The organism is Kitasatospora sp. NPDC057904 (assembly GCF_042887925.1).
In the GTDB taxonomy this organism is placed as follows: Bacteria; Actinomycetota; Actinomycetes; order Streptomycetales; family Streptomycetaceae; genus Kitasatospora.
Genome location: NZ_JBHVOL010000007.1, coordinates 393,869 through 417,691, shown reverse-complemented (window position 1 = coordinate 417,691; position 23,823 = coordinate 393,869). Strand labels below are relative to the sequence as shown.

The following is a 23,823-nucleotide window of genomic DNA, read 5'->3' as shown; positions in this document are numbered from 1 at the left end:
ATCACCATGACCAGCATCTCCACCGCCGTCGCGGCGCTCGACCACGGGGACGACCGCGGGCTGCAGGCGGTGCTGCTGGACATGGACGGGACGCTGGTCGACACCGAGGACTTCTGGTGGCAGGCCGAGGCCTCGCTGTTCGCCGAGCTCGGCTACGCGCTCGACGAGGCGGACCGCGCCCAGGTGGTGGGCGGCCCGATGAGCCGGGTGATCGACTACCTGCTCGCCAGGACCGGCGTCGACCTCTCCCCCGCCGACCTGACGGTGCTCATCAACCAGCGCTTCGTCGACCTGCTGGGCGGCGGCGTGCCGCTCATGCCGGGCGCCGAGCGGCTCCTCAATACCCTTGCCGCGCACGGGATCCCGGCCGCCCTGGTGTCGGCCTCGCACCGGCACATCATCGACATCGTGCTGCGCTCGCTGGGCGCCGAGCACTTCGCCTTCACCGTCGCCGGGGACGAGGTGCCGCGCACCAAGCCGCACCCGGACCCGTACCTGGAGGCGGCCCGCCGGCTGGGCGCGGAACCGGCCCGCTGCGTGGTGGTCGAGGACGCGCCGACCGGGGTGAAGGCGGCCGAGGCGGCCGGCTGCCCGGTGATCGCGGTGCCCTCGGTCGCGCGGATCGAGTCGGCCCCCGGGCGGCTGGTGCTGTCCTCGCTGGAGCAGGTCGACCTCGAACTGCTGCGCTCGCTGGTCGCCTCGCGCGTGTGATTGTGGTCTCATTGCCCCGACGGCCTACCGACCGGTAAGGGGTCCCGGGCGGCCCGATCCGGTGGTCATCGGGGGAGAAAACGGGCATTGGCCGACAACTCGTCGAGGGAGCCGGGCTGCCCCGGATCACCGTGTCCCAAACGTCATCCACGCGGGTATCGGTCGTGCGTGTTCGATATGGCACGCTACTCCAGTTCGTTCCCGCCCTCGCAGCCCTGCCACCGCCGCCGACGGGTACCCCCGGTCCCGGCGCCGGTCGCACGACGCGCACCCCAGAAGGACGCGCCCCGTGAAGACTTCCGCTGAACGCCTGGCAGTACTCGGCTGCGCCGGCCTGGTCGCCGTGACGGTGGCCGGCTGCGGATCCGTCACCGACGCGGTCAAGGGCGGCGGCGGCAGCAGCTCGGTCACCATGGGCACCGCCCAGCTCACCAGCGTGCTGGACCCGGCCGGGTCCTACGACTCCGGCTCCTGGCTGATCCTGCGCAACACCTTCCAGTCGCTGCTGGTCTTCCCCGCCGCCTCCAGCTCGCCCTCCCCGGACGCTGCGCAGTCCTGCGAGTTCACCACCGGCGACTCCACCCAGTACCACTGCGTGCTGCGCCCCGGCCTCAAGTTCTCCAACGGCCACCCGCTGACCGCCGCCGACGTCGTGTTCTCGATCGAGCGCACCAAGAAGATCAACGACAAGAACGGCCCGTCCGGGCTGCTCTCCTCGATCAAGTCCGTCGAGGCCAAGGGCGACAACGAGGTGGTCTTCCAGCTCACCGCGCCCGACGCGACCCTCCCGGCCAAGCTCGCCAGCCCGGTCGGCGCGATCGTCGACCACCAGGTGTACCCGGCCGACTCGCTGCTGCCCAACGACAAGCTGGTCGGCTCCGGCCCGTACAAGCTCGACTCGGTCGAGGCCCTGGGCGGCGGCGGCAAGAGCATCGGCAAGGTCGCGCTGTCGGCCAACGACAAGTACAACGGCGACGTCAAGCTGCGGAACAGCAAGTTCACCGTCCGCTACTACGACCAGGCCGCCGACCTGAAGGCCGCGCTCGACAAGGGCGACGTCGACCTCACCGACGACAGCCTGGACCCGAACACCGCCGCCCAGATCCGCTCCGACCAGCAGGGCGGCAAGGGCGACCTCCAGGTCGTCGAGGGCGACAGCAACAACACCCGCTCGCTGGTCTTCAACACCAAGGACGCGGTCGTCGGCAACGTCGCCGTCCGCCAGGCCGCCGCCGCGCTGCTCGACCGCAAGGCGCTCGCCCGCGACGTCTTCGCCCGCACCGTCCAGCCGCTGTACTCGATGGTCCCGGCCGGCGTCACCGGCCACAACACCGTCTTCTTCGACAAGTACGGCGACCAGGACGTCAGCAAGGCCAAGAAGTTCCTCACCGACGCCAAGGTGCAGCTGCCCGTCAAGATCACCCTCACGTGGTCCCGCTCGCGGGCCGGCGCGGCCGAGGCCGACACGGTGAAGAAGCAGCTGGAGACCGGCGGCCTGTTCCAGGTGACGGTCCAGCAGGAGGCCGACTGGGACAAGTACAAGGCCGGTTTCGCCGACGGCAAGTACCAGGCCTACATCCTCGGCTGGTTCGCCGACTACCCGGACGCCGACAACTACATCAGCCCGCTGGTCGTCGACGGCGGCGTCTACCACGACGGCTGGGACGACCCGCGGATCAGCCAGAAGCTGGTGCCGGACGGCCTCAAGATGACCGACCGCGGCGCGGCGGCCGGCAACTACAACCAGATCCAGTCGATCGTCGCCGACAACGCTCCGCTCGTCCCGCTGTTCCAGGACAAGGCGTTCTACGCGGCCCGCTCGTACATCACCGGGGTCGAGTCCACCGTCGACACCACCGGCGTCTTCCGCTTCGGCGAGATCGGCCGCAGCAGCAAGTAGCGCCCGACGGCGACGGCCCGTCCGCTTCCCCAATGCGGGAGGCGGACGGGCCGTCGCCGTCTGTGCAGCGTCCTACAGCGCGCCCGGACGCACCAGACCGCTCTCGTACGCGTACACCGCCGCCTGCACGCGGTCCCGTAGCTGGAGCTTCGTCAGGACGTGTCCCACGTGCGTCTTCACCGTGGTCTCGCTGACGAACAGTTCGGCCGCGATCTCCGCGTTCGACAGCCCGCGCGCCACCAGCTTGAGCACCTCCAGCTCCCGCTCGGTGAGCGCGTTCAGCGCCTGCGGCGGCGCCTCCTCGCCCGAGGGCAGCTTGGTGGCGTACATGTCCAGCAGCCGCCGGGTGATGCTCGGCGCCAGCATCGCCGCGCCGTCCGCGACCACCCGGATCGCCTGCACCAGCTCCTCGGCCGGCACGTCCTTCAGCAGGAAGCCGCTGGCGCCCGCGCGCAGCGCCTCCACCACGTACTCGTCCAGGTCGAAGGTGGTCAGCACCAGCACCTTGGCCGGGCCGTCCCGCCCCGGGCCGGCGATCCGGCGGGTCGCCTCGACGCCGTCCATCCTGGGCATCCGGATGTCCATCAGCACCACGTCGGGCTGCAGCGCCCGGACCTGGTCCAGCGCCTGCTGACCGTCGCCGGCCTCACCGACCACCACCAGGTCGGACTCGGCCTCCAGGATCATCCGGAAACCGGTGCGCAGCAGCGGCTGGTCGTCGACCAGCAGCACTCGGATCGTCACTAGGACTCCTTGCCGTTCGGATCCCCCGTGGGATCGTCCTCTTCAGACGTACGGGCCAGCGGCAGCGGGTACGGCGGGGGCGTCCCGCCGAACTCCGGGCAGCTGGCCTGGTGGTCGCACCAGTCGCAGAGCCGGTTGCGGGTGGCCGGGAACTCCCCGGTGGCCACCGCGTGGGTGATCCGCTCCCAGAGCGCCTGCAGCTTGCGCTCCACGGCGAGCAGGTCCGCCTCGTCCGGGTCGTAGGAGACGACGTCCCCGCCCCCGCCGAGGTACACCAGCTGGAGCCGCTTGGGGATCACGCCCTTCCAGCGCCACACCACCAGCGCGTAGAACTTCATCTGGAACATCGCCTTGCCCTCGAAGTCCCGCGAGGGCGCCCGGCCGGTCTTATAGTCGACGAGGCGGACCTCGCCGGTCGGGGCGACGTCGACCCGGTCGATGTAGCCGCGCAGCAGCAGGCCCGACTCCAGGGCCGTCTCCACGTACAGCTCCCGCTCCACCGGGTGCAGCCGGGTCGGGTCCTCCAGTCGGAACCACTGGCCGACCAGCTTCTCGGCGTCCGCCAGCCAGCGGGTGAGCGCCGCGCCGTCCGGGTCGTCCGGGAACAGCCCGCCGAGCTCCGGCCGCTCGCCCAGCAGCCGCTCCCACTGCGGGCGCAGCAGGCCGAGCGCCCGCTCCGGCGTCCGCTCGACGGCCGCGCTGTCGAACAGCCGCTCCAGCACCGCGTGCACCAGGGTGCCCCGGGTCGCCGCCGCGCTCGGCGGCTCCGGCAGCCGGTCGATCACCCGCAGCCGGTACAGCAGCGGGCAGGTGAGGAAGTCACCCGCACGGGACGGGGACAGGCCGGTCGGGGGCGCCGCCGGGCGCGCCGGGGCCCCGGCGGCACTGGTGGTGTCGGTCTGCTGCATGGCTACGACCCTATTGCCCCGCGCTGCCATACCGCTGCCACCGTGCTGTCACGCGGCTGGGCAGGGCCCGCGCCAGTGGGTATGAAGCCAGACAGAGGGGCGCGCGGCGCCCTGCCGCCGAGATCACGTAGCGTGGGCACACCGGCGCAACTCGGGGGAGTCGACCGAAGGGATCACGGTGAGCGACAGCAGGGGGCAGCAGACCTCCGACCAGCCGCCGCACGGCGGTGATCGCCCGCCCGGCCGGCCGCCGGAGCCGCGGAAGGAGCGCGGCGGCGGCATCCTCATGGGCCGCCCGTTCGGGGTGCCCATCTACGTCACCCCCTCCTGGTTCGTCATCGCGGCCCTGATCACCTGGGTCTTCGGGGGCCAGCTGAACGACGTCCTGCCGGACCTCGGCGGCTCGCGCTACCTGGTCGCCTTCTCCTTCGCCGTCGCCTTCTACGCCTCCGTCCTGGTGCACGAGCTCGCCCACACGCTGGTCGCGCTGCGCTACCGCCTCGGCGTGCGCCGCATCCAGCTGCAGTTCTTCGGCGGCGTCTCCGAGATCGAGAACGAGGCCGAGACGCCGTGGCGGGAGTTCTGGCTGGCCTTCGTCGGCCCGCTGCTGTCGCTCGTGCTCGGCGGGGTCTTCTACCTCGCCATGCAGGCCGTGGAGCTCTCCTCGGTGCCCGGGGTGCTGCTCACCGGCCTGATGGTCTCCAACCTCGTCGTCGCCGCCTTCAACCTGCTGCCCGGACTGCCACTGGACGGCGGCCGGATGCTGCGCGCGGTCGTCTGGGCCGTCACCGGCAGGCCGATGACCGGCACCGTCGCCGCCGCGTGGGTCGGGCGGGCGCTGGCCGTCGCCGTGCTCATCGGGCTGCCGCTGGTCAGCGCCTCCCGCGGGGTCGGGCGGACCGGCACCGACACCCTCGTCGACGCCGTCATCGCCGCCGTCCTGGCCGCGATCATCTGGAACGGCGCCGGCGCCAGCGTGCGCAACGCCCGGCTCAAGGAGGCCCTGCCCGGCCTGCGGCTGCGCGACCTCGCCCGCCGCACCGTCGAGGTCACCGCCGACACCCCGCTCGGCGAGGCGCTGCGCCGCGCCCGCGAGGCGCAGGCCGGGGCCGTGGTCGTGGTGGACGGCCGGGGCGAGCCGATCGCGATCGTCCGCGAGTCCGCCGTGCGCGCGGTGCCCGAGCACCGCCGCCCGTGGGTCGCCGTCGGACCGCTCGCCCGCGACCTCGAACCCGGCCTGCGGCTCAGCGCCGACCTCACCGGCGAGGACCTCCTGCACGCCGTGCGCGCCACCCCGGCCGGGGAGTACCTGGTGGTCGAGTCCGACGGCCGGGTGTACGGCGTCGTCGCGCTCACCGACATCGAGCAGCGCCTCACCGCCGCCGTCGCGGGGCACTAGGACGGCACCGGCCGGGGGCGCGGCGGGCGGGAGGTCGCGCTTCCCTTAGGATTGGCCGCATGTCCGAACCGACCGGTGCCGCCCGCCGACGCGGGCCCTTCCAGGTCGGGGACCAGGTCCAGCTGACCGACCCCAAGGGTCGCCACTACACGTTCACGCTCCAGGCCGGGAACCAGTTCCACACCCACAAGGGTGCGTTCCCGCACGACGAGCTGATCGGCGCTCCTGAAGGCACGGTCGTGCGCACCACGGGGAACGTCCCGTACCTCGCGCTGCGCCCCCTGCTCCCCGACTACGTCCTCTCCATGCCACGCGGCGCCGCCGTGATCTACCCCAAGGACGCGGGCCAGATCCTCGCGATGGCCGACATCTTCGCGGGCGCCCGCGTGGTGGAGGCCGGCGTGGGGTCCGGCGCGCTCAGCACCTACCTGCTGCGCGCCGTCGGCGAGCAGGGCATGCTGGCCTCCTACGAGCGTCGGCAGGACTTCGCCGACATCGCCAAGAGCAACGTCGAGCGCTACTTCGGCGGCTCCCACCCGGCGTGGAAGCTCACCGTCGGCGACCTCCAGGACAACCTGGTCGAGAGCGACGTCGACCGCATCATCCTCGACATGCTCGCCCCCTGGGAGTGCCTGGACGTCGCCTCCAAGGCGCTCGTCCCCGGCGGCCTCATCTGCTGCTACGTGGCCACCACCACGCAGATGTCCAAGACCGTCGAGGCGCTGCGCGACCACGGCACCTTCACCGAGCCGCAGGCCTGGGAGACCATGGTCCGCACCTGGCACCTGGAGGGCCTGGCGGTCCGCCCGGACCACCGGATGATCGGCCACACCGGCTTCCTGCTCACCGCCCGCCGCCTCGCCGACGGCGTCGAGCCGCCGCTGCGCCGCCGCCGCCCGGCCAAGGGCGCGTACGGCGAGGACTACGACAACGGGTCGCCCGAGCCGACCCTGCAGGAGCGCGCAGCCGCCCGGGCCGCCGCCCGCGCCGCCGTGGCCGAGGACACCGACCTCGGCTGACGCACGACCGTCGAGGAGGGGTGGCACGGCCGGGCCGTGCCACCCCTCCGGCGTTCCCGCCCCGGTCACCGGAGTGCCACCGTGATGTGGGACGATGCCAGCTCACACAGACCACTGGAGGGGACGCCTGGTGGAGACCGCGGTCGGGACGACGGCTGGACAGCAGACCCCGGCGGGCCGCACCCGGCCCGGCCACGTTCGAACCGCCCCGTGGCACTGGGCCCTCGCCCTGGCCGGCTGCGGAGCCGTCGTGGCGAGCGCCCTCGCGGCCTCGCCCGCCACCGGCACGCCGGTGCCCCTCCACGGCAGCGGTCCCAAGGCCGCCCCGGCGGCCCTCGCCCCCGACCCGGCCAAGGCCCAACTCCCGCTCGACTGCGGCCCGTTCCCGGTCAAGCCGACGGTCAGCCTGGCCGCCGACCTCGGCGACGGCCGGCCCAGCACCGTCGTCGCCGCGCACTGCGCCGCCGAGACCGGCACCCCGCCGGACGCCGTCTACCTCCTCGGCGGCACCGCCGAGCGGCCCGTCGTCCTCGCGACCCTCGTCTCCGAGCGCGAGAACCTCACCGTCACCAGGCTCGCCCTGCGCTCGGACGGCACCATCACCGGCCACGCGCAGGGGTATTCGAGCGACGACGTTCCGCGCTTCAGCCCGGACGTCTCACTCGACCTCACCTGGACGCACAAGGGCGGCGGCTGGGTGCGCACCCGGACCGCCGCCCCGAACACCGAGACCTGAGACGCCTATTCGTCGGCGTCCGGCCCGTACACCTCGACCCGGTCGGCGACCCGGCGCACGTGGATGCAGTCGCCGGGGCACTCCTTCGCCGAGTCCACCACGTCCTGAAGCAGCGTCAGCGGCACGGGGGCCGTCTCCCCGGGCTGCTGACGCAGTTCGTCGTCCGGCCCCTTCACGTAGGCCAGGCCGTCGATGTCGAGTTCGAAGACCTCGGGCGCGTACTGCGCGCAGATGCCGTCGCCGGTGCACAGGTCCTGGTCGATCCACACCTCCAGGGCCTCGTTCGCCGCCGTCCGCTCGGTCACCGACATCGTTGTTCTCCGCCGTTTCTGTCCCGGGTCGCCCCCGTCTGAGGGCAATCCCGCCATTCGTACAACGATCGGACCGGGCCTCCCGGTCGCGATCGGATATCGACTCGCTCGACGATACATCTGGTCCGCTTTGGGCGGTGCGCGGTGGGTATCCCCTTAGCAGAGGGGAAGCACGCAGGGCGAAGATCGGACACGCCCGTTCCATCTTTCTTGATCTAGGGGTTTACGGACCCCTGGTCCCAGGTAGGGTCTGGAAGCGTCCAGCTCCCCGGAGGAGGTGAGGACCGTGGCAGCCCACGATGACGACTACAACCGCAGCACCGGCAGGCCCGCTCGTGGTTCCGACGAGGCCGCTCAGGTCTCGTACCTTGAGCAGGAAATCGCCGTGCTGCGCCGCAAGCTCGCCGACTCGCCGCGCAATTCGAGAATCCTCGAAGAGCGGATCGTCGAGCTCCAGACCAACCTGGCCGGCGTGACCGCCCAGAACGAACGACTCGCCTCCACGCTGCGCGAGGCCCGCGACCAGATCGTGGCCCTCAAGGAAGAGGTGGACCGGCTGGCCCAGCCGCCCGCCGGCTTCGGCACCTTCCTGCAGGCGAACGAGGACGGCACCGCCGACATCTTCACCGGCGGTCGCAAGCTCCGCGTCAACGTCAGCCCCAACGTCGAACTCGACGTGCTGCGGCGCGGCCAGGAGGTGATGCTCAACGAGGCCCTCAACATCGTGGACGCGATGGCCTTCGAGCGCATCGGCGAGATCGTCACCCTCAAGGAGATCCTCGAGGACGGCGAGCGCGCCCTGGTCATCGGCCACACCGACGAGGAGCGCGTGGTGCGCCTCGCCGAACCGCTGCGCGAGGTCACCATCCGGGCGGGGGACGCCCTGCTGCTGGAGCCCCGCTCCGGCTACGTGTACGAGGTCGTGCCGAAGTCCGAGGTCGAGGAGCTCGTCCTCGAAGAGGTCCCGGACATCGACTACCGCCAGATCGGCGGCCTCAGCAACCAGATCGAGCTGATCCGCGACGCGGTCGAGCTGCCGTACCTGCACGCCGACCTCTTCAAGGAGTACGAGCTGCGCCCGCCCAAGGGCGTCCTGCTCTACGGCCCGCCCGGCTGCGGCAAGACGCTGATCGCCAAGGCGGTCGCCAACTCGCTGGCCAAGAAGGTCGCCGAGGTCACCGGCCGCCCCCAGGGCAAGAGCTACTTCCTCAACATCAAGGGCCCCGAGCTGCTCAACAAGTACGTGGGCGAGACCGAGCGGCAGATCCGCCTGGTCTTCCAGCGGGCCCGGGAGAAGGCGGGCGAGGGCACCCCCGTCATCGTCTTCTTCGACGAGATGGAGTCGCTGTTCCGCACCCGCGGCTCGGGTGTCAGCTCGGACGTGGAGAACACCATCGTCCCGCAGCTGCTGGCCGAGATCGACGGCGTGGAGGGCCTGGAGAACGTCATCGTCATCGGCGCCTCCAACCGCGAGGACATGATCGACCCGGCGATCCTGCGGCCCGGCCGCCTGGACGTCAAGATCAAGATCGAGCGCCCGGACGCCGAGGCCGCGAAGGACATCTTCTCCAAGTACCTGAAGGGCTCGCTGCCCTTCCACCCCGACGACCTCAAGGAGCACGACGGCTCGATCGAGGCCACCGTGGCCGCGATGATCCAGTCGGTCGTGGAGCGGATGTACTCGGAGACCGAGGACAACCGCTTCCTGGAGGTCACCTACGCCAACGGGGACAAGGAGGTCCTGTACTTCAAGGACTTCAACTCCGGCGCGATGATCCAGAACATCGTCGACCGCGCGAAGAAGATGGCCATCAAGGACTTCCTCGACCACGGTCAGCGCGGACTGCGCGTCTCCCACCTGCTCGCCGCCTGCGTGGACGAGTTCAAGGAGAACGAGGACCTGCCCAACACCACCAACCCGGACGACTGGGCCCGCATCTCCGGCAAGAAGGGCGAGCGGATCGTCTTCATCCGCACGCTGGTCACCGGCAAGCAGGGCGCCGAGTCCGGCCGCTCCATCGACACCGTCGCCAACACGGGGCAGTACCTGTAACCGCACCACTCTTTCGATCCGCAGGACGAGGCCGGCACCCGGCCCCGGAACAGCACGCACCCCGTCCGGCTGTGGCGCCTCGCGGCCCCGCAGCCGGACGGCGCGTCTCGGGGCCCGGCCGTCGGCCCCGCGTTCTAGGCTCGACGCACCGTTCGCGGGCAGACCGCCGGCACCGGTGTTGTTCAGCGGTACGTCAGCGTGTTCCGCCCAGGGGGGCGGCGCACCGGGGCAAGGAGGGCCGCATGACCGTACGGCGCGTGATGGGCATCGAGACCGAGTACGGGATCTCCGTGCCCGGCCACCCCAACGCCAACGCCATGCTCACCTCGTCCCAGATCGTCAACGCGTACGCGGCGGCGATGCACCGGGCCAGGCGGGCCCGCTGGGACTTCGAGGAGGAGAACCCGCTGCGCGACGCCCGGGGCTTCGACCTCGCGCGCGAGGTGGCGGACGCCAGCCAGCTCACCGACGAGGACATCGGCCTCGCCAACGTCATCCTCACCAACGGGGCCCGGTTCTACGTGGACCACGCGCACCCCGAGTACAGCTCGCCCGAGGTCACCAACCCGCGCGACGCCGTGCTCTGGGACAAGGCCGGCGAACGGATCATGGCGGCCGCCGCGCAGCGCGCGCTGGAACTGCCCAACGGGCAGACCATCCACCTGTACAAGAACAACACCGACAACAAGGGCGCCTCCTACGGCACCCACGAGAACTACCTGATGAAGCGGGCGACGCCGTTCGCCGACATCGTCCGCCACCTCACCCCGTTCTTCGTCTCCCGCCAGGTGGTCACCGGCGCCGGCCGGGTCGGCATCGGCCAGGACGGCTCCGCCCACGGCTTCCAGATCAGCCAGCGGGCCGACTACTTCGAGGTCGAGGTCGGCCTGGAGACCACCCTCAAGCGGCCGATCATCAACACCCGTGACGAACCGCACGCCGACGCCGAGAAGTACCGCCGGCTGCACGTGATCATCGGGGACGCCAACCTCTCCGAGATCTCCACCTACCTCAAGCTGGGCACCACCGCGCTGGTCCTGTCGATGATCGAGGACTCCTTCATCGCCTCCGACCTCGCCGTCGACCAGCCGGTGCGCACCCTGCACCGGGTCTCCCACGACCCCACGCTCAAGCACCTGATCACCCTGCGCAACGGGCGCAAGCTCACCGCCGTCCAGCTGCAGCTGGAGTACTTCGAGCTCGCGCGCAAGTACGTCGAGGACCGCTTCGGCACCGACGCGGACGAGCAGACCGTGGACGTCCTGGCGCGCTGGGAGGACGTCCTCGGCCGGCTGGAGCGCGACCCGATGTCGCTCTCCCGCCAGCTGGACTGGATCGCCAAGCGGGAGATCCTGGAGGGCTACCGCAGCCGCGACGCCCTGGAGTGGGACAACCCGCGGCTGCACCTGGTGGACCTCCAGTACAGCGACGTGCGGCCCGAGAAGGGCCTCTACAACCGCCTGGTGGCCCGTGGCAGGTTCGAGCGGCTGGTCACCGAGGAGGAGGTCGAGCGGGCCGTCTCCAAGCCGCCGGAGGACACCAGGGCGTACTTCCGCGGGCGCTGCCTGGACCAGTACGCGGAGCACGTGGCGGCGGCGTCCTGGGATTCGGTCATCTTCGACCTGCCGGGCCGCGACTCGCTGCAGCGGGTGCCCACCCTGGAGCCCCTGCGCGGCACCCGCAACCACGTCAAGGAACTGCTGGACCGCTGCCGGACGGCCGAGGACCTGCTCCGGGTCCTCTCCGGCGGGTAACTTTTCGATCACCACGGGTGAACGTCCGCCGAATGGGAATCATCCGGGGTGGCAGCGGGTGTTGGACAGGAAGCGCCACCGGCAAACCGGGAGCGGCAGTCGCACCTTGTGTATAGGGTCGGTGCAGCAAGCAGCGACCCAACCGTGCCAGACGATTCGAGCGGGGTGAGGGAAATGGCGAGCAAGGACACCGGCGGCGGCCAGCAGCGGGCGAACCGCTCCTCCGAGGAGGTCGAGGAGCAGGCCGCGGAAACCCAGAATTCCGACGACCTCAAGGAGCGCCAGGAAAAGCTCAGCGACGACGTCGACGCGGTCCTGGACGAAATCGACGAAGTGCTCGAGTCGAACGCCGAGGATTTCGTGCGGGGATTTGTCCAAAAGGGTGGGCAATAGTCCGCCGCGGGGCATTGCGGAATTCACGGTCGTGACCGTCGGGGACGGCCGGGCGGCCACGGCCGCCCGCCCGTCCCGGCTCCGGCCCTCCACACGTGGACGTTGATCGTCGGCGGGTAGGGTGCGGGGATCGCGCGCTTCAAGCTACCTGGAAGGAATCGTGTGGAAGCCAACATTCGTGGCACCGGGCGTCTACCGGCTGCCTTCCTGACCCCGGGGTCCTCCTCGTTCCTCGACTTCCTCGCCGAGCACAAGCCGGAGTTGATCCCCGGCCGGCGCGGGCTGCCCGAGGGCACGGTGGTCGAGGCCCCGCACGGGACCACGATCGTGGCCGCGGTGTTCGACGGCGGTGTGATCATCGCCGGTGACCGTCGCGCCACCATGGGCAACGTGATCGCCCAGCGGGACATCGAGAAGGTGTTCCCGGCCGACGAGTACAGCGCGGTCGGCATCGCCGGCACCGCCGGCCTCGCGGTCGAGATGGTCCGGCTGTTCCAGCTGGAGCTGGAGCACTACGAGAAGATCGAGGGCGCCACGCTCTCCCTGGAGGGCAAGGCCAACCGGCTCACCAGCATGATCCGCGGCAACCTCGGCATGGCGATGCAGGGCCTCGCGGTGGTGCCGATGTTCGCCGGCTACGACCTCGACCTCGGACGCGGCCGGATCTTCGGCTACGACGTCACCGGCGGGCGCTCCGAGGAGCGCGGCTTCGCGGCCACCGGCTCCGGCTCGGTGTTCGCCCGCGGCTCGATGAAGAAGCTCTACCGGGAGGGCCTGACCGCCGACCAGGCCGCCACGCTGGTCGTCCAGGCGCTCTACGACGCGGCCGACGACGACTCCGCCACCGGCGGCCCCGACCTCGCCCGCAAGATCTACCCCATCGTCTCGCTGATCACCGCGGACGGCTTCCACCGGCTCACCGAGCCGGAGGTCGCGCGGATCGCCGTCTCCATCACCGACCAGCGCCTCACCCACCCCGACGGCCCGCAGGCCCCGCTGCTCTAGCCGCCCACCTCACAGGAAAGGGACGACCGCCGGTGTCGACACCGTTCTACGTCTCGCCCCAGCAGGCCATGGCGGACCGCGCGGAGTACGCCCGCAAGGGCATCGCGCGCGGTCGCAGCGTGGTCGTGCTCACCTACGCCGACGGCATCGTCTTCGTCGCGGAGAACACCTCGCGGGCGCTGCACAAGGTCTCCGAGATCTACGACAAGATCGCCTTCGCGGCGGTCGGCCGCTACAACGAGTTCGAGAACCTGCGGATCGGCGGCGTGCGCTACGCCGACCTGCGCGGCTACTCCTACGACCGGGCCGACGTCACGGCCCGGGGTCTCGCCAACGTCTACGCCCAGACGCTCGGCACGATCTTCTCCTCGGTCGGCGAGAAGCCGTACGAGGTCGAGCTGATCGTCGCCGAGGTCGGCCGGACGACGGAGGAGGACCAGATCTACCGCCTCACCCCGGACGGTTCGATCGTCGACGAGAAGAACTACGTGGTGGTCGGCGGCAACGCCGACTCCATCGGCAACTACCTGGGCCAGCGCCACCGCGCCGGCATGGCGCTGGGCGAGGCGGTGCGGGTCGCCGTCGACTCCCTGGCCCGGGACCCCAACGGCGGCAGCGCCCGCAGCCTGACGCCGGAACAGTTGGAGGTGGCCGTCCTCGACCGCCAGCGGTTCCAGCAGCGGAAGTTCAAGCGGATCCTGGGCGGCCAGCTCGGCCGGCTGCTCGACGGGGACCAGTCCGCGGCGGACGACGAGGACGGTCCGGCGGCCACCCCGCCGTCGGACGAGTAGTGCCTTCGGAGTCCCGTGCGGCGAGCGATCGCCGCACGGGACTCCGGTGCCCCTGCGGCGGTTCGCCCGTCGTGGAGGCGGTTTCGGACAGCTCCGACAAGAAGAAGGAGTGCTCATGGACCGCCGGATCTTCGGGCTGGAGAACGAGTACGGGGTCACCTGCACGTTCCGCGGGCAGCGGCGGCTGTCGCCGGACGAGGTGGCGCGGTACCTGTTCCGCCGCGTCGTCTCCTGGGGCCGCAGCAGCAACGTGTTCCTGCGCAACGGCGCCCGGCTGTACCTCGACGTCGGCTCCCACCCCGAGTACGCCACCCCCGAATGCGACGACGTGGTCGAGCTGGTGACGCACGACAAGGCGGGCGAGCGCATCCTCGAAGGGCTCCTGGTGGACGCCGAACGGCGGCTGCACGAGGAGGGCATCGCGGGGGACGTCTACCTCTTCAAGAACAACACCGACTCGGCCGGCAACTCCTACGGCTGCCACGAGAACTACCTGGTGGCCCGGCACGGCGAGTTCTCCCGGCTGGCCGACGTGCTCATCCCGTTCCTCGTCACCCGCCAACTGATCTGCGGCGCGGGCAAGGTGCTGCAGACGCCGCGCGGCGCGGTGTACTGCGTGAGCCAGCGGGCCGAGCACATCTGGGAGGGCGTCAGCTCCGCCACCACCCGCTCCCGCCCGATCATCAACACCCGCGACGAACCGCACGCGGACGCCGAGCGCTACCGCCGGCTGCACGTGATCGTCGGCGACTCCAACATGTCGGAGACCACGACGCTGCTCAAGGTCGGCGCCACCGACCTGGTGCTGCGGCTGATCGAGGCCGGCGTGGTGATGCGCGACCTCACCCTGGAGAACCCGATCCGGGCGATCCGCGAGGTCAGCCACGACCTCACCGGCACCCACCAGGTGCGGCTCGCCAACGGGCGGGAGGCCAGCGCGCTGGACATCCAGGAGGAGTACTACACCAAGGCGCTGGAGTTCGCCGACCGCAAGGGCATCAACACCGGCACCATCGCGCAGGTCCTCGGCCTGTGGGGCCGCACCCTGGAGGCCGTCCGCTCCGAGCGGCTGGACGGGGTGGCCACCGAGATCGACTGGATCATGAAGTACAAGCTCATCGAGCGCTACCGCGAGAAGCACCAGATGAGCATGTCCAACCCGCGGGTGGCGCAGATCGACCTCGCGTACCACGACATCCACCGCCGCCGGGGCCTGTTCTACCTGCTCCAGGGCAAGGGACAGGCGAAGCGGGTGACGACGGACCTCAAGACCTTCGAGGCCAAGTCCATCCCGCCGCAGACCACCCGGGCGCGGCTGCGCGGGGACTTCATCCGCCGGGCGCAGGAGCAGCGCCGGGACTTCACGGTGGACTGGGTGCACCTGAAGCTGAACGACCAGGCGCAGCGCACGGTGCTGTGCAAGGACCCGTTCCGTTCGGTGGACGAGCGGGTGGAGAAGCTGATCGCGGGGATGTGACCGAGCGGTCGTGGCCCACGCGCCATGATCGAGTCCGCGGAGCCGGCCCCGGTGGTGTCTACCGGGGCCGGACCCGTGCGGGGCATACGCTGTTCGTCGAGTCCGGAGAGCCGACTTCGAACGACAGTTAGGACCACCGTGCGCCGCACCGCCGGGTTGCTGATCACCCTTCCGCTGCTGCTGGCGGTCGCCTGCAGCAGTTCGACCAAGGCGGCCGGCCCGGCGACGCCGACCACGGCCAGCGCGGCCCCGACCGTGCCCACTCCGGTCGGCGAGGCCTCGCCGATGCCCACCCTTTCGGGCGGCGGCTTCGGCAGCAAGGCGACGATCACCCTGCCCGAGGGGCAGCAGCCCAGCGGCCAGTTCGTGGTGAACACCGTCAGCGAGGGCGACCGGCCCGCGGTGAACAAGGGCGACTGGGTCACGGTCAACTACACGGCGAAGGACTGGACCACCGGCAAGGACCTGCCGAGTTCGTACGACGCGGGTGGCAAGCCGCAGCTGTACCAGGCGGGCAGCGGCCAGCTGGTGCCGGCCTTCGACCAGAGCGTGATCGGCAAGAAGGTCGGCAGTCGGCTGCTCGTGGTGGCCCCGCCGGCGGCGGCCTTCGGCGACCAGGGCAGCAGCCAGCTGGGCGTGGCCAAGGGCGACACGGTGGTGTTCGTGTTCGACGTCATGGAGAGCCTGCCGCAGGACTCGACCCTGACCGGCGCGATGACCCAGGCGGCGGCGAACCTGCCGCAGGTCAAGGACAACGGCAAGGCCGCGGCGACGATCACCGTCCCGGCCGGGCAGGCCGCGCCCGCCGACCTCCAGCAGGCGGTGCTGGTCAAGGGTGAGGGCAAGCAGGTCAAGAGCGGGCAGACGCTGGTGGTGCAGTACACCGGGGTGCTCTGGAGCAACGGCCAGCAGTTCGACGCGTCCTGGACGCACGGCGGCGCGCAGGCGGTGCAGATCGGCACCGGGAGCGTGATCGAGGGCTGGGACAAGGGCCTGGTGGGCCAGAACGTCGGCAGCCGGGTGCTGCTGGTGGTGCCGCCCGCGCTCGGGTACAAGGACCAGGCGCAGGGTTCGGTGCCGGCGAACTCCACGCTGGTGTTCGTGATCGACATTCTGGAAGCGGTCTAGGAAGACTCCCGCAGGATTCCGTACGCTTGGGCGGGCGCTCGCACACGGAAGCGCCCGCCCTCATCCTGAACTGTCATACTGCCCTCGCACTGTGGCAGGCGCCTCCGGCGCCCGGGGCCCGGGCGGACGGTGCGACGGCAAACCGGCACTGAGCGTGCCGGTGGCAGAGCTCGAATGACCGGTGGCGAGATGGATGGGGAGTCATGACTGAGAAAGCGCCGAACCCCGGCGGGTCGGGTACCGCGGCGAACGACGGATCCTCGGGTGACCCGGCGGCGTCGCGTCCCGGCGGGCCGATGCCGGGCGACGGTGAGTCGATCGTCGTGCCGCCGTCGATCCTGAAGCAGCAGGCCGGCTGGGCGAGCCCGGAGGACCGGCCGCGGCCGGCCGGCGGGACGAAGACCGAGGAACCGCAGATCTTCGCCTCCAACGTGCGCAAGGTCGACAGCTCCGAGGCCGGGTACGACGAGAACCCGCCGTCGGTGGGCCGCCTCGGCGTGATCCTGGGCACGGTGCTCGCGGTGCTGCTGGTCGGCAGCGGCGTGACGCTCTACATGGTCAACAAGGACAACGGCTCGTCGGAGGCCAAGCCGGACGCCGCCAAGAGCGCGCCCGCCACGCCGACCGCCGACCCGGTGCCGCCGGTCAAGGACGACGCCAAGGTCCTGCCGACGATCACCGGAGACTTCGGCAAGAAGGCCGACATCCAGGTGCCGTCCGACCAGCCCGACGGCTCGTTCGTGGTGAAGGTGCTGTCCGAGGGCACCGGCGCGAAGGTGGACAAGAACTCCTGGACCACCGTCGACTACACGGCGAAGAACTGGAACACCGGCAAGGACATCCCGAGCTCCTTCGACCAGGGCCAGAAGCAGCAGATCTTCCAGGCCGGCACGGACGCGCTGATCCCGGCGCTGGACCAGGCGGTGCTCGGCAAGAAGGCCGGCAGCCGGGTCCTCGTGGTGGCGCCGCCGGCCGCGGCCTTCGGCGCGCAGGGCAAGCCGGACATGTCGATCGGGGCCAAGGACAACCTGATCTTCGTGATCGACATCCGCAACAGCACCGCGCCCGACGCGACGGTCAGCGGCACGGTCACGCCGCCGCCGGCGGGCTTCCCGCAGGTCAAGGACAACGGCAAGAAGCCGGCCGAGATCACCCCGGTGGCCGGCGCGGCCGACCCGACCGAGCTGAAGACGCACGTCCTGATCAAGGGCACCGGCCCGGTGGTGGAGAAGGGCGAGAAGGTCGTCGTCCAGTACACCGGCGCGCTGTTCAAGGACGGCAAGGTCTTCGACTCCTCGCTCGGCAAGGGCCAGGCGTTCAGCTTCGCCGTCGGCGGCGGCCAGGTCATCCAGGGCTGGGACCAGGGCCTGGCGGGCCAGACCGTCGGCAGCCGGGTCGAGCTGGTGATCCCGGCGGCGCTGGCCTACGGCGACAAGGGCCAGGGCGAGATCCCGGCCAACGCGCCGCTGGTCTTCGTGGTCGACATCCTGGACGCGGGTCAGGGCTGATCCACTTTCGGGTGACAATGGTGTGCGTGTGACCTTCGGGACCGGCCGCGTGGCCGGTCCCGTACGGGCGGCGGGCGCCCGTACCGTGGTCCGGACGGACCGGGTGCGGGCGCCCGCCGCTTGGTCATGGAAGCAGAGAAAACCGTGAGAAGAGGGACTGTGAGCCTCAACGAGAAGCCTGAGATCGATTTCCCCGGCGGCGACGCTCCGACCGAGCTGCAGATCCGCGACATCGTCGTCGGTGACGGCGCGGAGGCCAAGAAGGGCCAGGTCGTCAGCGTCCGCTACGTCGGCGTGACCTTCGAGACCGGCGAGGAGTTCGACGCTAGCTGGAACCGGAGCCCCAACGAGTTCCGTTTCCCGCTGGGCGCCGGCCGCGTCATCAAGGGCTGGGACCAGGGTGTCGAGGGCATGAAGGTCGGCGGCCGCCGCGAGCTGGTCATCCCGTCGCACCTGGCCTACGGCGCGCAGTCGCCGTCGCCGCTCATCCCGGCGCACTCGACCCTGATCTTCGTGGTCGACCTGCTGGGCGTCTGAGCCCGTCGCGGCCGTGGGCCGGACCCCTCCGGGGGCCCGGCCCACGGGCGTTTGCGGATGCGGCTTTTGCGGTGCGTACCGCTACCGGTACGGTCGGTCCCGCCGGGTGACGATCGTCCGGCGGCGCACCCCGCGCACGGCGCGGCACACCGGAAGGGTCAGCGATGGCGATCGCCAAGGCAGAGCGGCTGATGAATCTCGCCCTGTGCCTGATGAACACCAGACGTCCGCTCTCCAAGAAGGAGCTGCGGGAATCCATCGAGGCGTACCGCGAGGCCTGGCAGAACAGCAGCGAGGACGCCTTCAACCGGATGTTCGAGCGGGACAAGGACGACCTGCGCGAGCTCGGCCTGGTGATCGACGTCGACGAGAACGCCCTGGACGGCGAGCTCGGCTACCTCGCCCGCGCCGACCGCAACCGGCTGCCCGAGATCGCGCTGGACGCCGAGGAGGCGGCCGCCCTCACGCTGGCCGCGCGGGTCTGGCAGCAGGCCAAGATGTCCGGCGCCGCCAGCGGCGCGCTGCAGAAGCTGCGGGCCGCCGGGGTGCCGTTCGCCGAGGCCGAGGCGCGCTCCGCCCTGGAACCGCGCATCCCCGCCCGGGAGGCCGCGTTCGAGCCGCTGCTCACCGCCGCCCGGGACCGTCGTCCGGTCACCTTCGAGTACCGCAAGGCCGGTGCCGCCGCCGTCGAGCAGCGCAGCGTCGAGCCGTGGGCGCTGGAGTGCTGGCGCGGGCACTGGTACCTGGCCGGCTGGGACCGCGACCGGGGCGACGCCCGGGTGTTCCGGCTCAGCCGGATCACCGGCAAGGTGCGGGCGAAGACCGGCGCCTTCCTCGGCACCGTGCCGGAGCACGTGGACGTGCGGGCGACCGTCGCCAAGTTCGCCGGCGAGGGCGCCACGGCCACCGCGACCGTGCGGGTCCGGCGGGGCGCGGGCTTCCCGCTGCGCACCAAGGCGCTGAGCACCGGCCGGGTCGACGAGGCCTGGGACGAACTGGAGATCCCGTACGGCAACGGGCTGGGCGCCGACCTGGCCGAGTTCGGGCCGGACGTCGTGGTGCTCGGGCCGGAGGAGCTGCGGGCCGACGTGATCGAGCGGCTGCGGGCGGTCGCCGGGCCGGACGTGGTGGAGGGTGTGCGGGCGTGAACGAGCGAAGCGAGCGAACGATGAGCAGGTGCGTATTGTGCGAAGCGCCCGCCGAGCGCAGCGAGGTGGACGCATGAGTAATGCGATCGACCAGACGCGACGGATGCTGTCGCTGGTCACCTACCTGCGGGAGCGGCCCGGGGCCGAGGTCGCCGAGGTGGCCCGCGCGTTCGGGATCACCGAGCGCGAGCTGATCGGGGACCTCAACGTGCTGCCGATGTGCGGCACCAGCTTCCGCGGCGGCGACCTGCTCGACATCGACACCGACGGCGAGCGGATCTGGTGGCACAACGTCGACGACGTGGCGCAGCCGCTGCGGCTGGCCGCAGACGAGGCCACCGCGCTGCTGGTCGCCGCCCGCGCGGTGGCCGGGCTGCCCGGTCTGCGGGCCGGGGACCGGGAGGCGCTCACCCGGGCCGTCGCCAAGATCGAGAACGCGGCGGGGGAGAGCGCCGAGGGCAGCGCCCGGGTCGGCGTGACGTTCGAGGCCGAGAGTCACGTCTTCGCCGACATCGACCGCGCGCTGAGCGAGGGCCGCCGGCTGTGGCTGCGCTACTACTCGCACGGGCGCGGCGGGATGACCGAGCGCGAGGTCGACCCGATCCGCCTGCTCACCGAGGGCCACACCTACCTGGAAGCCTGGTGCCGCACCTCGGAGGACCACCGGATGTTCCGGCTGGACCGGGTGGCCGAGATCCGGGTCCTGGACGTGCCCGCCGACCCGCCCCGGCGCGAGCCGCGGGACCTGTCCGGCGGGCTGGTCAACCCGGCGGCGGACGACCCGGAGGTGGTCGTCGAGGTGTCCTCCGGCGGGCGCTGGGTGGCCGAGTACTACACCCACGACCGGGCCGAGGAACTGCCGGACGGCGGCCTGCGGATCACCCTGCGCAGCGCCGACCCCTCCCAGCTGCGCCCGCTGGCGCTGCGGCTGGGCCGGGACGGGCGGATCGTGTCGCCGCCGCAGCTCGCCGAGCAGGCGCGCGCGGCGGCCCGGGAGGCGCTGGCCGCCTACGGGGAGGGGCGGGACTGAGCCGTGGAGCCCGGTACCAGATTCAAGGTCTACTGCTCGCAGTGCCGGGAGAAGGTGGAGCTGCCGGCCGAGGAGTTCCGCCTGACCCTCGGCCGCACCCCGGAGCAGGCGCACTACAGCTTCGGCTGTCCGCTGTGCGGGGCGGCGGTGCGCAAGGCCGCGGGGGAGAAGATCGTGGCGGCGCTCACCGGGGCGGGAGTGCGCACCATGCGGCTCGTCCCGGCCGAGGGGTAGCAGTCCGGGCCCGGGACCTCGGCCCGTATAGGGTGGGCGGCATGTCCTGGATGCTCGTCGCCGCCGTCCTGCTCGCCACCGCGGGCCTGCTGGTCCTCGGCGTCCTCGGGATCCGGCTGTGGCTGGACGTCCGGGCGCTGGCCAAGGGCGTCGGCACGGCCTCGCGGGCGCTGGCCGACGCGGCCGAGGAGCTGGCGGCGGCGGTGCCCTCCCGCTGAGGACTGCGTCACCAGGTCGTACGGGGGCTGCATCCCGGGTGTAGGGGCGGGTTACGCTCTGATGTGGCTCCTGAACTGCGAACCGGGGGCCGCTGTCCTTGTTCGGGCGGACGTCGTCGGGGTGTCATCCGCAGCGGTTACCATCCGCCGCGGGCGGTCCGCCGGTGCCGCGTTGACTGAAGGTGGTCGAGCATGCGCATCTCGATGACCGCGATCGTCGTGGTCGTGGTAATCGCCATCGTGCTTTTCGGTGCCAAGCGGCTGCCCGATCTGGCGCGCTCGCTCGGCCAGTCGATGCGGATCCTCAAGAGCGAGGCCAAGGCGATGCGCACGGACGGCGAGGCCGCGGAGCCCGCGCCGGCGCCGCCGGTGAGCGGCGGTGCGGCCAAGACCATCCAGACCGCGCCCGGTGCCACCGGCACGGCCCGGCCGGTGGCCGAGCCCGCCGAGCGGCCCGCCGCGGACGGCGACCGGCCGCACTGAGCGCGGCGCACGTGACGCACGCGACCACGGAGGCCCGTCGACCGGCGGGCCTCGACGCACGAGTTGAGGACCGGGGTTGAGCAAGCTCTCCAAGGCGCCGAAGGCGTCCAAGGATCCTGAGGGGCGGATGGCCCTCGCCGATCACCTGCGGGAACTGCGCAATCGCGTGGTCAAGTCGGTCATCGCGATCGTGCTGATCACCATCGTCGCGGCGATCTACCACAAGCCGATCGAACACTTCCTGCTGGAGCCGCTGCCGCAGTGCACCCCGGACACGGCCGACCAGTTCGACGGGAAGTGCGCTCAGGTCTCGACGATCGGTCTGACCTCCGGTTTCACCTGGATGCTCCAGGTGGCACTGACGGCCGGTGTGGTGGGCGCCGTGCCGGTCTGGCTGTGGCAGGTGTGGGCCTTCGTGGCGCCGGGTCTGCACCGGCACGAGAAGAAGTACACGGTCATCTTCATGGCGGCCGGGGCGCCGCTGTTCCTGGCCGGCGTGGGCTGCGCCATCCTGACGCTGCCGACCACGGTCCAGGTGCTGATCTCGTTCACCCCGGACAAGACCACGCCGATCCTGCCGCCCAACGACTACTTCGACATCGCCACCCGCATGGTGCTGGTCTTCGGCGCGGCCTTCGAGTTCCCGCTGCTGCTGGTCATGATGAACATGGTCGGCATGGTCACCGGCAAGCGGCTGCTCGGCTGGTGGCGCGGGATGGTCATGGGCATCACGGTGTTCGCCGCGTTCGCCACCCCGAGCGCCGACCCGGTCAGCATGCTGGTGCTGGCCGCGCCGATCTGGGCGCTGTACTTCGCCGCGGTGGGCATCGCGCTGTTCAACGACCGGCGCAAGCGCCGCAACAACCCGGACGCGGACCTGGACGACGAGGAGGCCTCGCACGTGGACCTCTCGGTCGAGACGGTCGCGGGAGCGGAGGCCATCGAGGCTTCGTCGGCGCCGGCGGCGAGTGCTCCGGTGCCGGCCGCGCGCCGGGAGCAGATGGACGACATCACCTGATCCGTTGATCCGCTGATCGCCGGCCCCGGCCCGTCGCACCCCGTGTGCGGCGGGCCGGGGCTTTTGCGTCGCTTGGGTCCGGTTCGCGTTTCGTCGCGGCACTCTTGGCAGGGCTGATGGCATGTGACATATTACTGCCGTGCCCAAGACCTGGAGACCTCCCCTGGACGTCGTCGTGGTCGGCGCCGGAGTCGTCGGCGCCGCCTGCGCCTACTACGCGGCCCGCGCCGGGCTCGCCGTCGCCGTCGTCGACCGCGGGCCGGTGGCCGGCGGCACCACCGGCGCCGGCGAGGGCAACCTGCTGGTCTCCGACAAGGAGCCCGGGCCCGAGCTCGACCTCGCGCTGCTCAGCACCCGGCTGTGGCGCGAGCTCGCCGGGGAACTCGGCGCCGCCGTGGAGTACGAGGCCAAGGGGGGCCTGGTCGTCGCCCAGGCCGCGGCCGGGCAGGAAGCCCTGCGCGCCTTCGCCGCGCGCCAGGCGGCCGCCGGGGTGGTCGCCGAGGAGGTGCCCGCCGAGCGGCTGCGGGAGCTGGAACCGCACCTCTCGCCGGGCATGGCCGGCGGCTTCCACTACCCGCAGGACGCCCAGGTGCAGCCCGCCCTCGCCGCCGCCCACCTGCTGCGTGCGGCCCGGCGGATGGGCGCGGAACTGATCACCGGCGAGACCGTCCGGACCGTCCGCCGGGGGGCGGACGGCGCCGTCCTCGGCGTCGGGACAGACCGGCGGCGGCTGGACGCGCCCGCCGTCGTCAACGCCGCCGGGACGTGGGGCGGGGAGCTCGCCGCGCTGGCCGGGGTGCACCTGCCCGTCCTGCCCAGGCGCGGGTTCGTCCTCGTCACCGAGCCGCTGCCGCGGATCGTGCGGCACAAGGTCTACGCCGCCGACTACGTCGCCAACGTGGCCAGCGGGTCGGCCGGGCTGGAGACCTCGGCCGTGGTCGAGGGCACGCCCGGCGGGCCGGTGCTGATCGGCGCCAGCCGGGAGCGGGTCGGCTTCGACCGGACGCTCTCCCGGGAGGTGCTGCGGCGGCTCGCCGCGCAGGCGGCCGAACTGTTCCCGGTGCTCGCGGACGTCGCCGTGATGCGCGCCTACCGGGGATTCCGCCCCTACCTGCCGGACCACCTGCCGGCGGTCGGCGCCGACCCGCGCGTGCCCGGGCTCTACCACGCGTGCGGGCACGAGGGCGCCGGGATCGGGCTCGCCCCGGCGACCGGGCTGCTGATCGCCGAACAACTGACCGGCAAGCAGCCGGAGTTCGACCTCACGCCATTCCGGGCCGACCGATTCCCGGCCGCCTGACCCGCACTTCCCCCGACC

General features: G+C 71.5%; 24 protein-coding genes. 21 read left to right on the top strand and 3 right to left on the bottom strand.

What is annotated here, in order from left to right:
* Positions 1 to 6: 6 nt before the first annotated feature.
* On the top strand, positions 7 to 711 hold the full coding sequence (locus tag ACFVSN_RS20895; protein WP_387603656.1) for an HAD family hydrolase: 705 nt from the start codon (positions 7 to 9) through the stop codon (positions 709 to 711).
* A 289-nt stretch (positions 712 to 1,000) separates the two neighbouring features.
* Complete coding sequence (locus tag ACFVSN_RS20890) at positions 1,001 to 2,611, top strand: ABC transporter substrate-binding protein (protein ID WP_380445468.1); 1,611 nt, start codon at positions 1,001 to 1,003, stop codon at positions 2,609 to 2,611.
* A 72-nt stretch (positions 2,612 to 2,683) separates the two neighbouring features.
* Here ACFVSN_RS20890 and ACFVSN_RS20885 read toward each other — a convergent pair whose 3' ends face one another.
* Both ACFVSN_RS20885 and ACFVSN_RS20880 read right to left on the bottom strand, forming a co-directional pair.
* The gene (locus ACFVSN_RS20885; protein WP_030299918.1) at positions 2,684 to 3,355 is read right to left on the bottom strand and encodes a response regulator transcription factor; all 672 of its coding nucleotides are present in this window, start codon (positions 3,353 to 3,355) and stop codon (positions 2,684 to 2,686) included.
* Positions 3,355 to 4,263 carry a RecB family exonuclease gene (locus ACFVSN_RS20880; RefSeq protein ID WP_387956361.1) on the bottom strand — a complete coding sequence of 303 codons (909 nt, stop codon included), beginning with the start codon at positions 4,261 to 4,263 and terminating at the stop codon, positions 3,355 to 3,357. The genes ACFVSN_RS20885 and ACFVSN_RS20880 overlap by 1 nt, the downstream gene beginning before the upstream one ends.
* A gap of 172 nt (positions 4,264 to 4,435) precedes the next feature.
* Here ACFVSN_RS20880 and ACFVSN_RS20875 point away from each other — a divergent pair, with 172 nt between their 5' ends.
* The 3 genes from ACFVSN_RS20875 to ACFVSN_RS20865 all read left to right on the top strand — a co-directional run bounded on the left by ACFVSN_RS20875 (position 4,436) and on the right by ACFVSN_RS20865 (position 7,417).
* A complete protein-coding gene (locus ACFVSN_RS20875) occupies positions 4,436 to 5,662 on the top strand; it encodes a site-2 protease family protein (RefSeq protein WP_387956371.1) in 1,227 nt (408 codons plus the stop codon).
* Between the two features lie 59 nt (positions 5,663 to 5,721).
* Entirely contained in the window at positions 5,722 to 6,681 is a 960-nt protein-coding gene (locus ACFVSN_RS20870) for a tRNA (adenine-N1)-methyltransferase (RefSeq protein WP_380448367.1), read from the top strand.
* Positions 6,682 to 6,811: 130 nt separating this feature from the next.
* On the top strand, positions 6,812 to 7,417 hold the full coding sequence (locus ACFVSN_RS20865; RefSeq protein ID WP_380494406.1) for a hypothetical protein: 606 nt from the start codon (positions 6,812 to 6,814) through the stop codon (positions 7,415 to 7,417).
* A 5-nt stretch (positions 7,418 to 7,422) separates the two neighbouring features.
* Here ACFVSN_RS20865 and ACFVSN_RS20860 read toward each other — a convergent pair whose 3' ends face one another.
* Positions 7,423 to 7,728, bottom strand: a complete 306-nt coding sequence (locus ACFVSN_RS20860) for a ferredoxin (RefSeq protein WP_380448371.1) — start codon at positions 7,726 to 7,728, stop codon at positions 7,423 to 7,425.
* 286 nt (positions 7,729 to 8,014) lie between these two features.
* On the opposite strand from ACFVSN_RS20860, the gene arc reads away from it, so the two are divergent.
* The 16 genes from arc to ACFVSN_RS20780 all read left to right on the top strand — a co-directional run bounded on the left by arc (position 8,015) and on the right by ACFVSN_RS20780 (position 23,805).
* A complete protein-coding gene (arc, locus tag ACFVSN_RS20855) occupies positions 8,015 to 9,781 on the top strand; it encodes a proteasome ATPase (protein ID WP_380448373.1) in 1,767 nt (588 codons plus the stop codon).
* Positions 9,782 to 10,023: 242 nt separating this feature from the next.
* Entirely contained in the window at positions 10,024 to 11,535 is a 1,512-nt protein-coding gene (gene dop / locus ACFVSN_RS20850) for a depupylase/deamidase Dop (protein WP_380448374.1), read from the top strand.
* A 174-nt stretch (positions 11,536 to 11,709) separates the two neighbouring features.
* On the top strand, positions 11,710 to 11,928 hold the full coding sequence (locus ACFVSN_RS20845; protein ID WP_031069167.1) for a ubiquitin-like protein Pup: 219 nt from the start codon (positions 11,710 to 11,712) through the stop codon (positions 11,926 to 11,928).
* Between the two features lie 162 nt (positions 11,929 to 12,090).
* Positions 12,091 to 12,933 carry a proteasome subunit beta gene (gene prcB, locus ACFVSN_RS20840; RefSeq protein WP_387956360.1) on the top strand — a complete coding sequence of 281 codons (843 nt, stop codon included), beginning with the start codon at positions 12,091 to 12,093 and terminating at the stop codon, positions 12,931 to 12,933.
* A 32-nt stretch (positions 12,934 to 12,965) separates the two neighbouring features.
* On the top strand, positions 12,966 to 13,724 hold the full coding sequence (gene prcA / locus ACFVSN_RS20835) for a proteasome subunit alpha (RefSeq protein ID WP_380448378.1): 759 nt from the start codon (positions 12,966 to 12,968) through the stop codon (positions 13,722 to 13,724).
* Between the two features lie 115 nt (positions 13,725 to 13,839).
* A complete protein-coding gene (pafA, locus tag ACFVSN_RS20830; RefSeq protein WP_387603344.1) occupies positions 13,840 to 15,201 on the top strand; it encodes a Pup--protein ligase in 1,362 nt (453 codons plus the stop codon).
* Positions 15,202 to 15,339: 138 nt separating this feature from the next.
* Entirely contained in the window at positions 15,340 to 16,329 is a 990-nt protein-coding gene (locus ACFVSN_RS20825) for an FKBP-type peptidyl-prolyl cis-trans isomerase (RefSeq protein WP_380444396.1), read from the top strand.
* A 203-nt stretch (positions 16,330 to 16,532) separates the two neighbouring features.
* Complete coding sequence (locus ACFVSN_RS20820) at positions 16,533 to 17,837, top strand: FKBP-type peptidyl-prolyl cis-trans isomerase (RefSeq protein WP_380444394.1); 1,305 nt, start codon at positions 16,533 to 16,535, stop codon at positions 17,835 to 17,837.
* 126 nt (positions 17,838 to 17,963) lie between these two features.
* Positions 17,964 to 18,374: an FKBP-type peptidyl-prolyl cis-trans isomerase gene (locus ACFVSN_RS20815; protein ID WP_380444392.1), complete on the top strand. Its 411-nt coding sequence runs from the start codon at positions 17,964 to 17,966 to the stop codon at positions 18,372 to 18,374.
* Between the two features lie 164 nt (positions 18,375 to 18,538).
* Positions 18,539 to 19,522 (top strand): helix-turn-helix transcriptional regulator, encoded by a 984-nt coding sequence (locus tag ACFVSN_RS20810; RefSeq protein WP_380444391.1) that lies wholly within the window; start codon positions 18,539 to 18,541, stop codon positions 19,520 to 19,522.
* Positions 19,523 to 19,595: 73 nt separating this feature from the next.
* Positions 19,596 to 20,552 carry a WYL domain-containing protein gene (locus ACFVSN_RS20805; RefSeq protein WP_359972411.1) on the top strand — a complete coding sequence of 319 codons (957 nt, stop codon included), beginning with the start codon at positions 19,596 to 19,598 and terminating at the stop codon, positions 20,550 to 20,552.
* A gap of 3 nt (positions 20,553 to 20,555) precedes the next feature.
* The gene (locus ACFVSN_RS20800) at positions 20,556 to 20,786 is read left to right on the top strand and encodes a hypothetical protein (protein ID WP_380444387.1); all 231 of its coding nucleotides are present in this window, start codon (positions 20,556 to 20,558) and stop codon (positions 20,784 to 20,786) included.
* A gap of 41 nt (positions 20,787 to 20,827) precedes the next feature.
* Positions 20,828 to 21,004, top strand: a complete 177-nt coding sequence (locus ACFVSN_RS20795; RefSeq protein ID WP_359972417.1) for a hypothetical protein — start codon at positions 20,828 to 20,830, stop codon at positions 21,002 to 21,004.
* 192 nt (positions 21,005 to 21,196) lie between these two features.
* On the top strand, positions 21,197 to 21,487 hold the full coding sequence (gene tatA, locus ACFVSN_RS20790) for a Sec-independent protein translocase subunit TatA (RefSeq protein ID WP_380444385.1): 291 nt from the start codon (positions 21,197 to 21,199) through the stop codon (positions 21,485 to 21,487).
* A 127-nt stretch (positions 21,488 to 21,614) separates the two neighbouring features.
* A complete protein-coding gene (gene tatC, locus ACFVSN_RS20785; protein ID WP_380444404.1) occupies positions 21,615 to 22,505 on the top strand; it encodes a twin-arginine translocase subunit TatC in 891 nt (296 codons plus the stop codon).
* Positions 22,506 to 22,644: 139 nt separating this feature from the next.
* Positions 22,645 to 23,805 carry an NAD(P)/FAD-dependent oxidoreductase gene (locus ACFVSN_RS20780; protein WP_380444383.1) on the top strand — a complete coding sequence of 387 codons (1,161 nt, stop codon included), beginning with the start codon at positions 22,645 to 22,647 and terminating at the stop codon, positions 23,803 to 23,805.
* Positions 23,806 to 23,823: the final 18 nt, after the last annotated feature.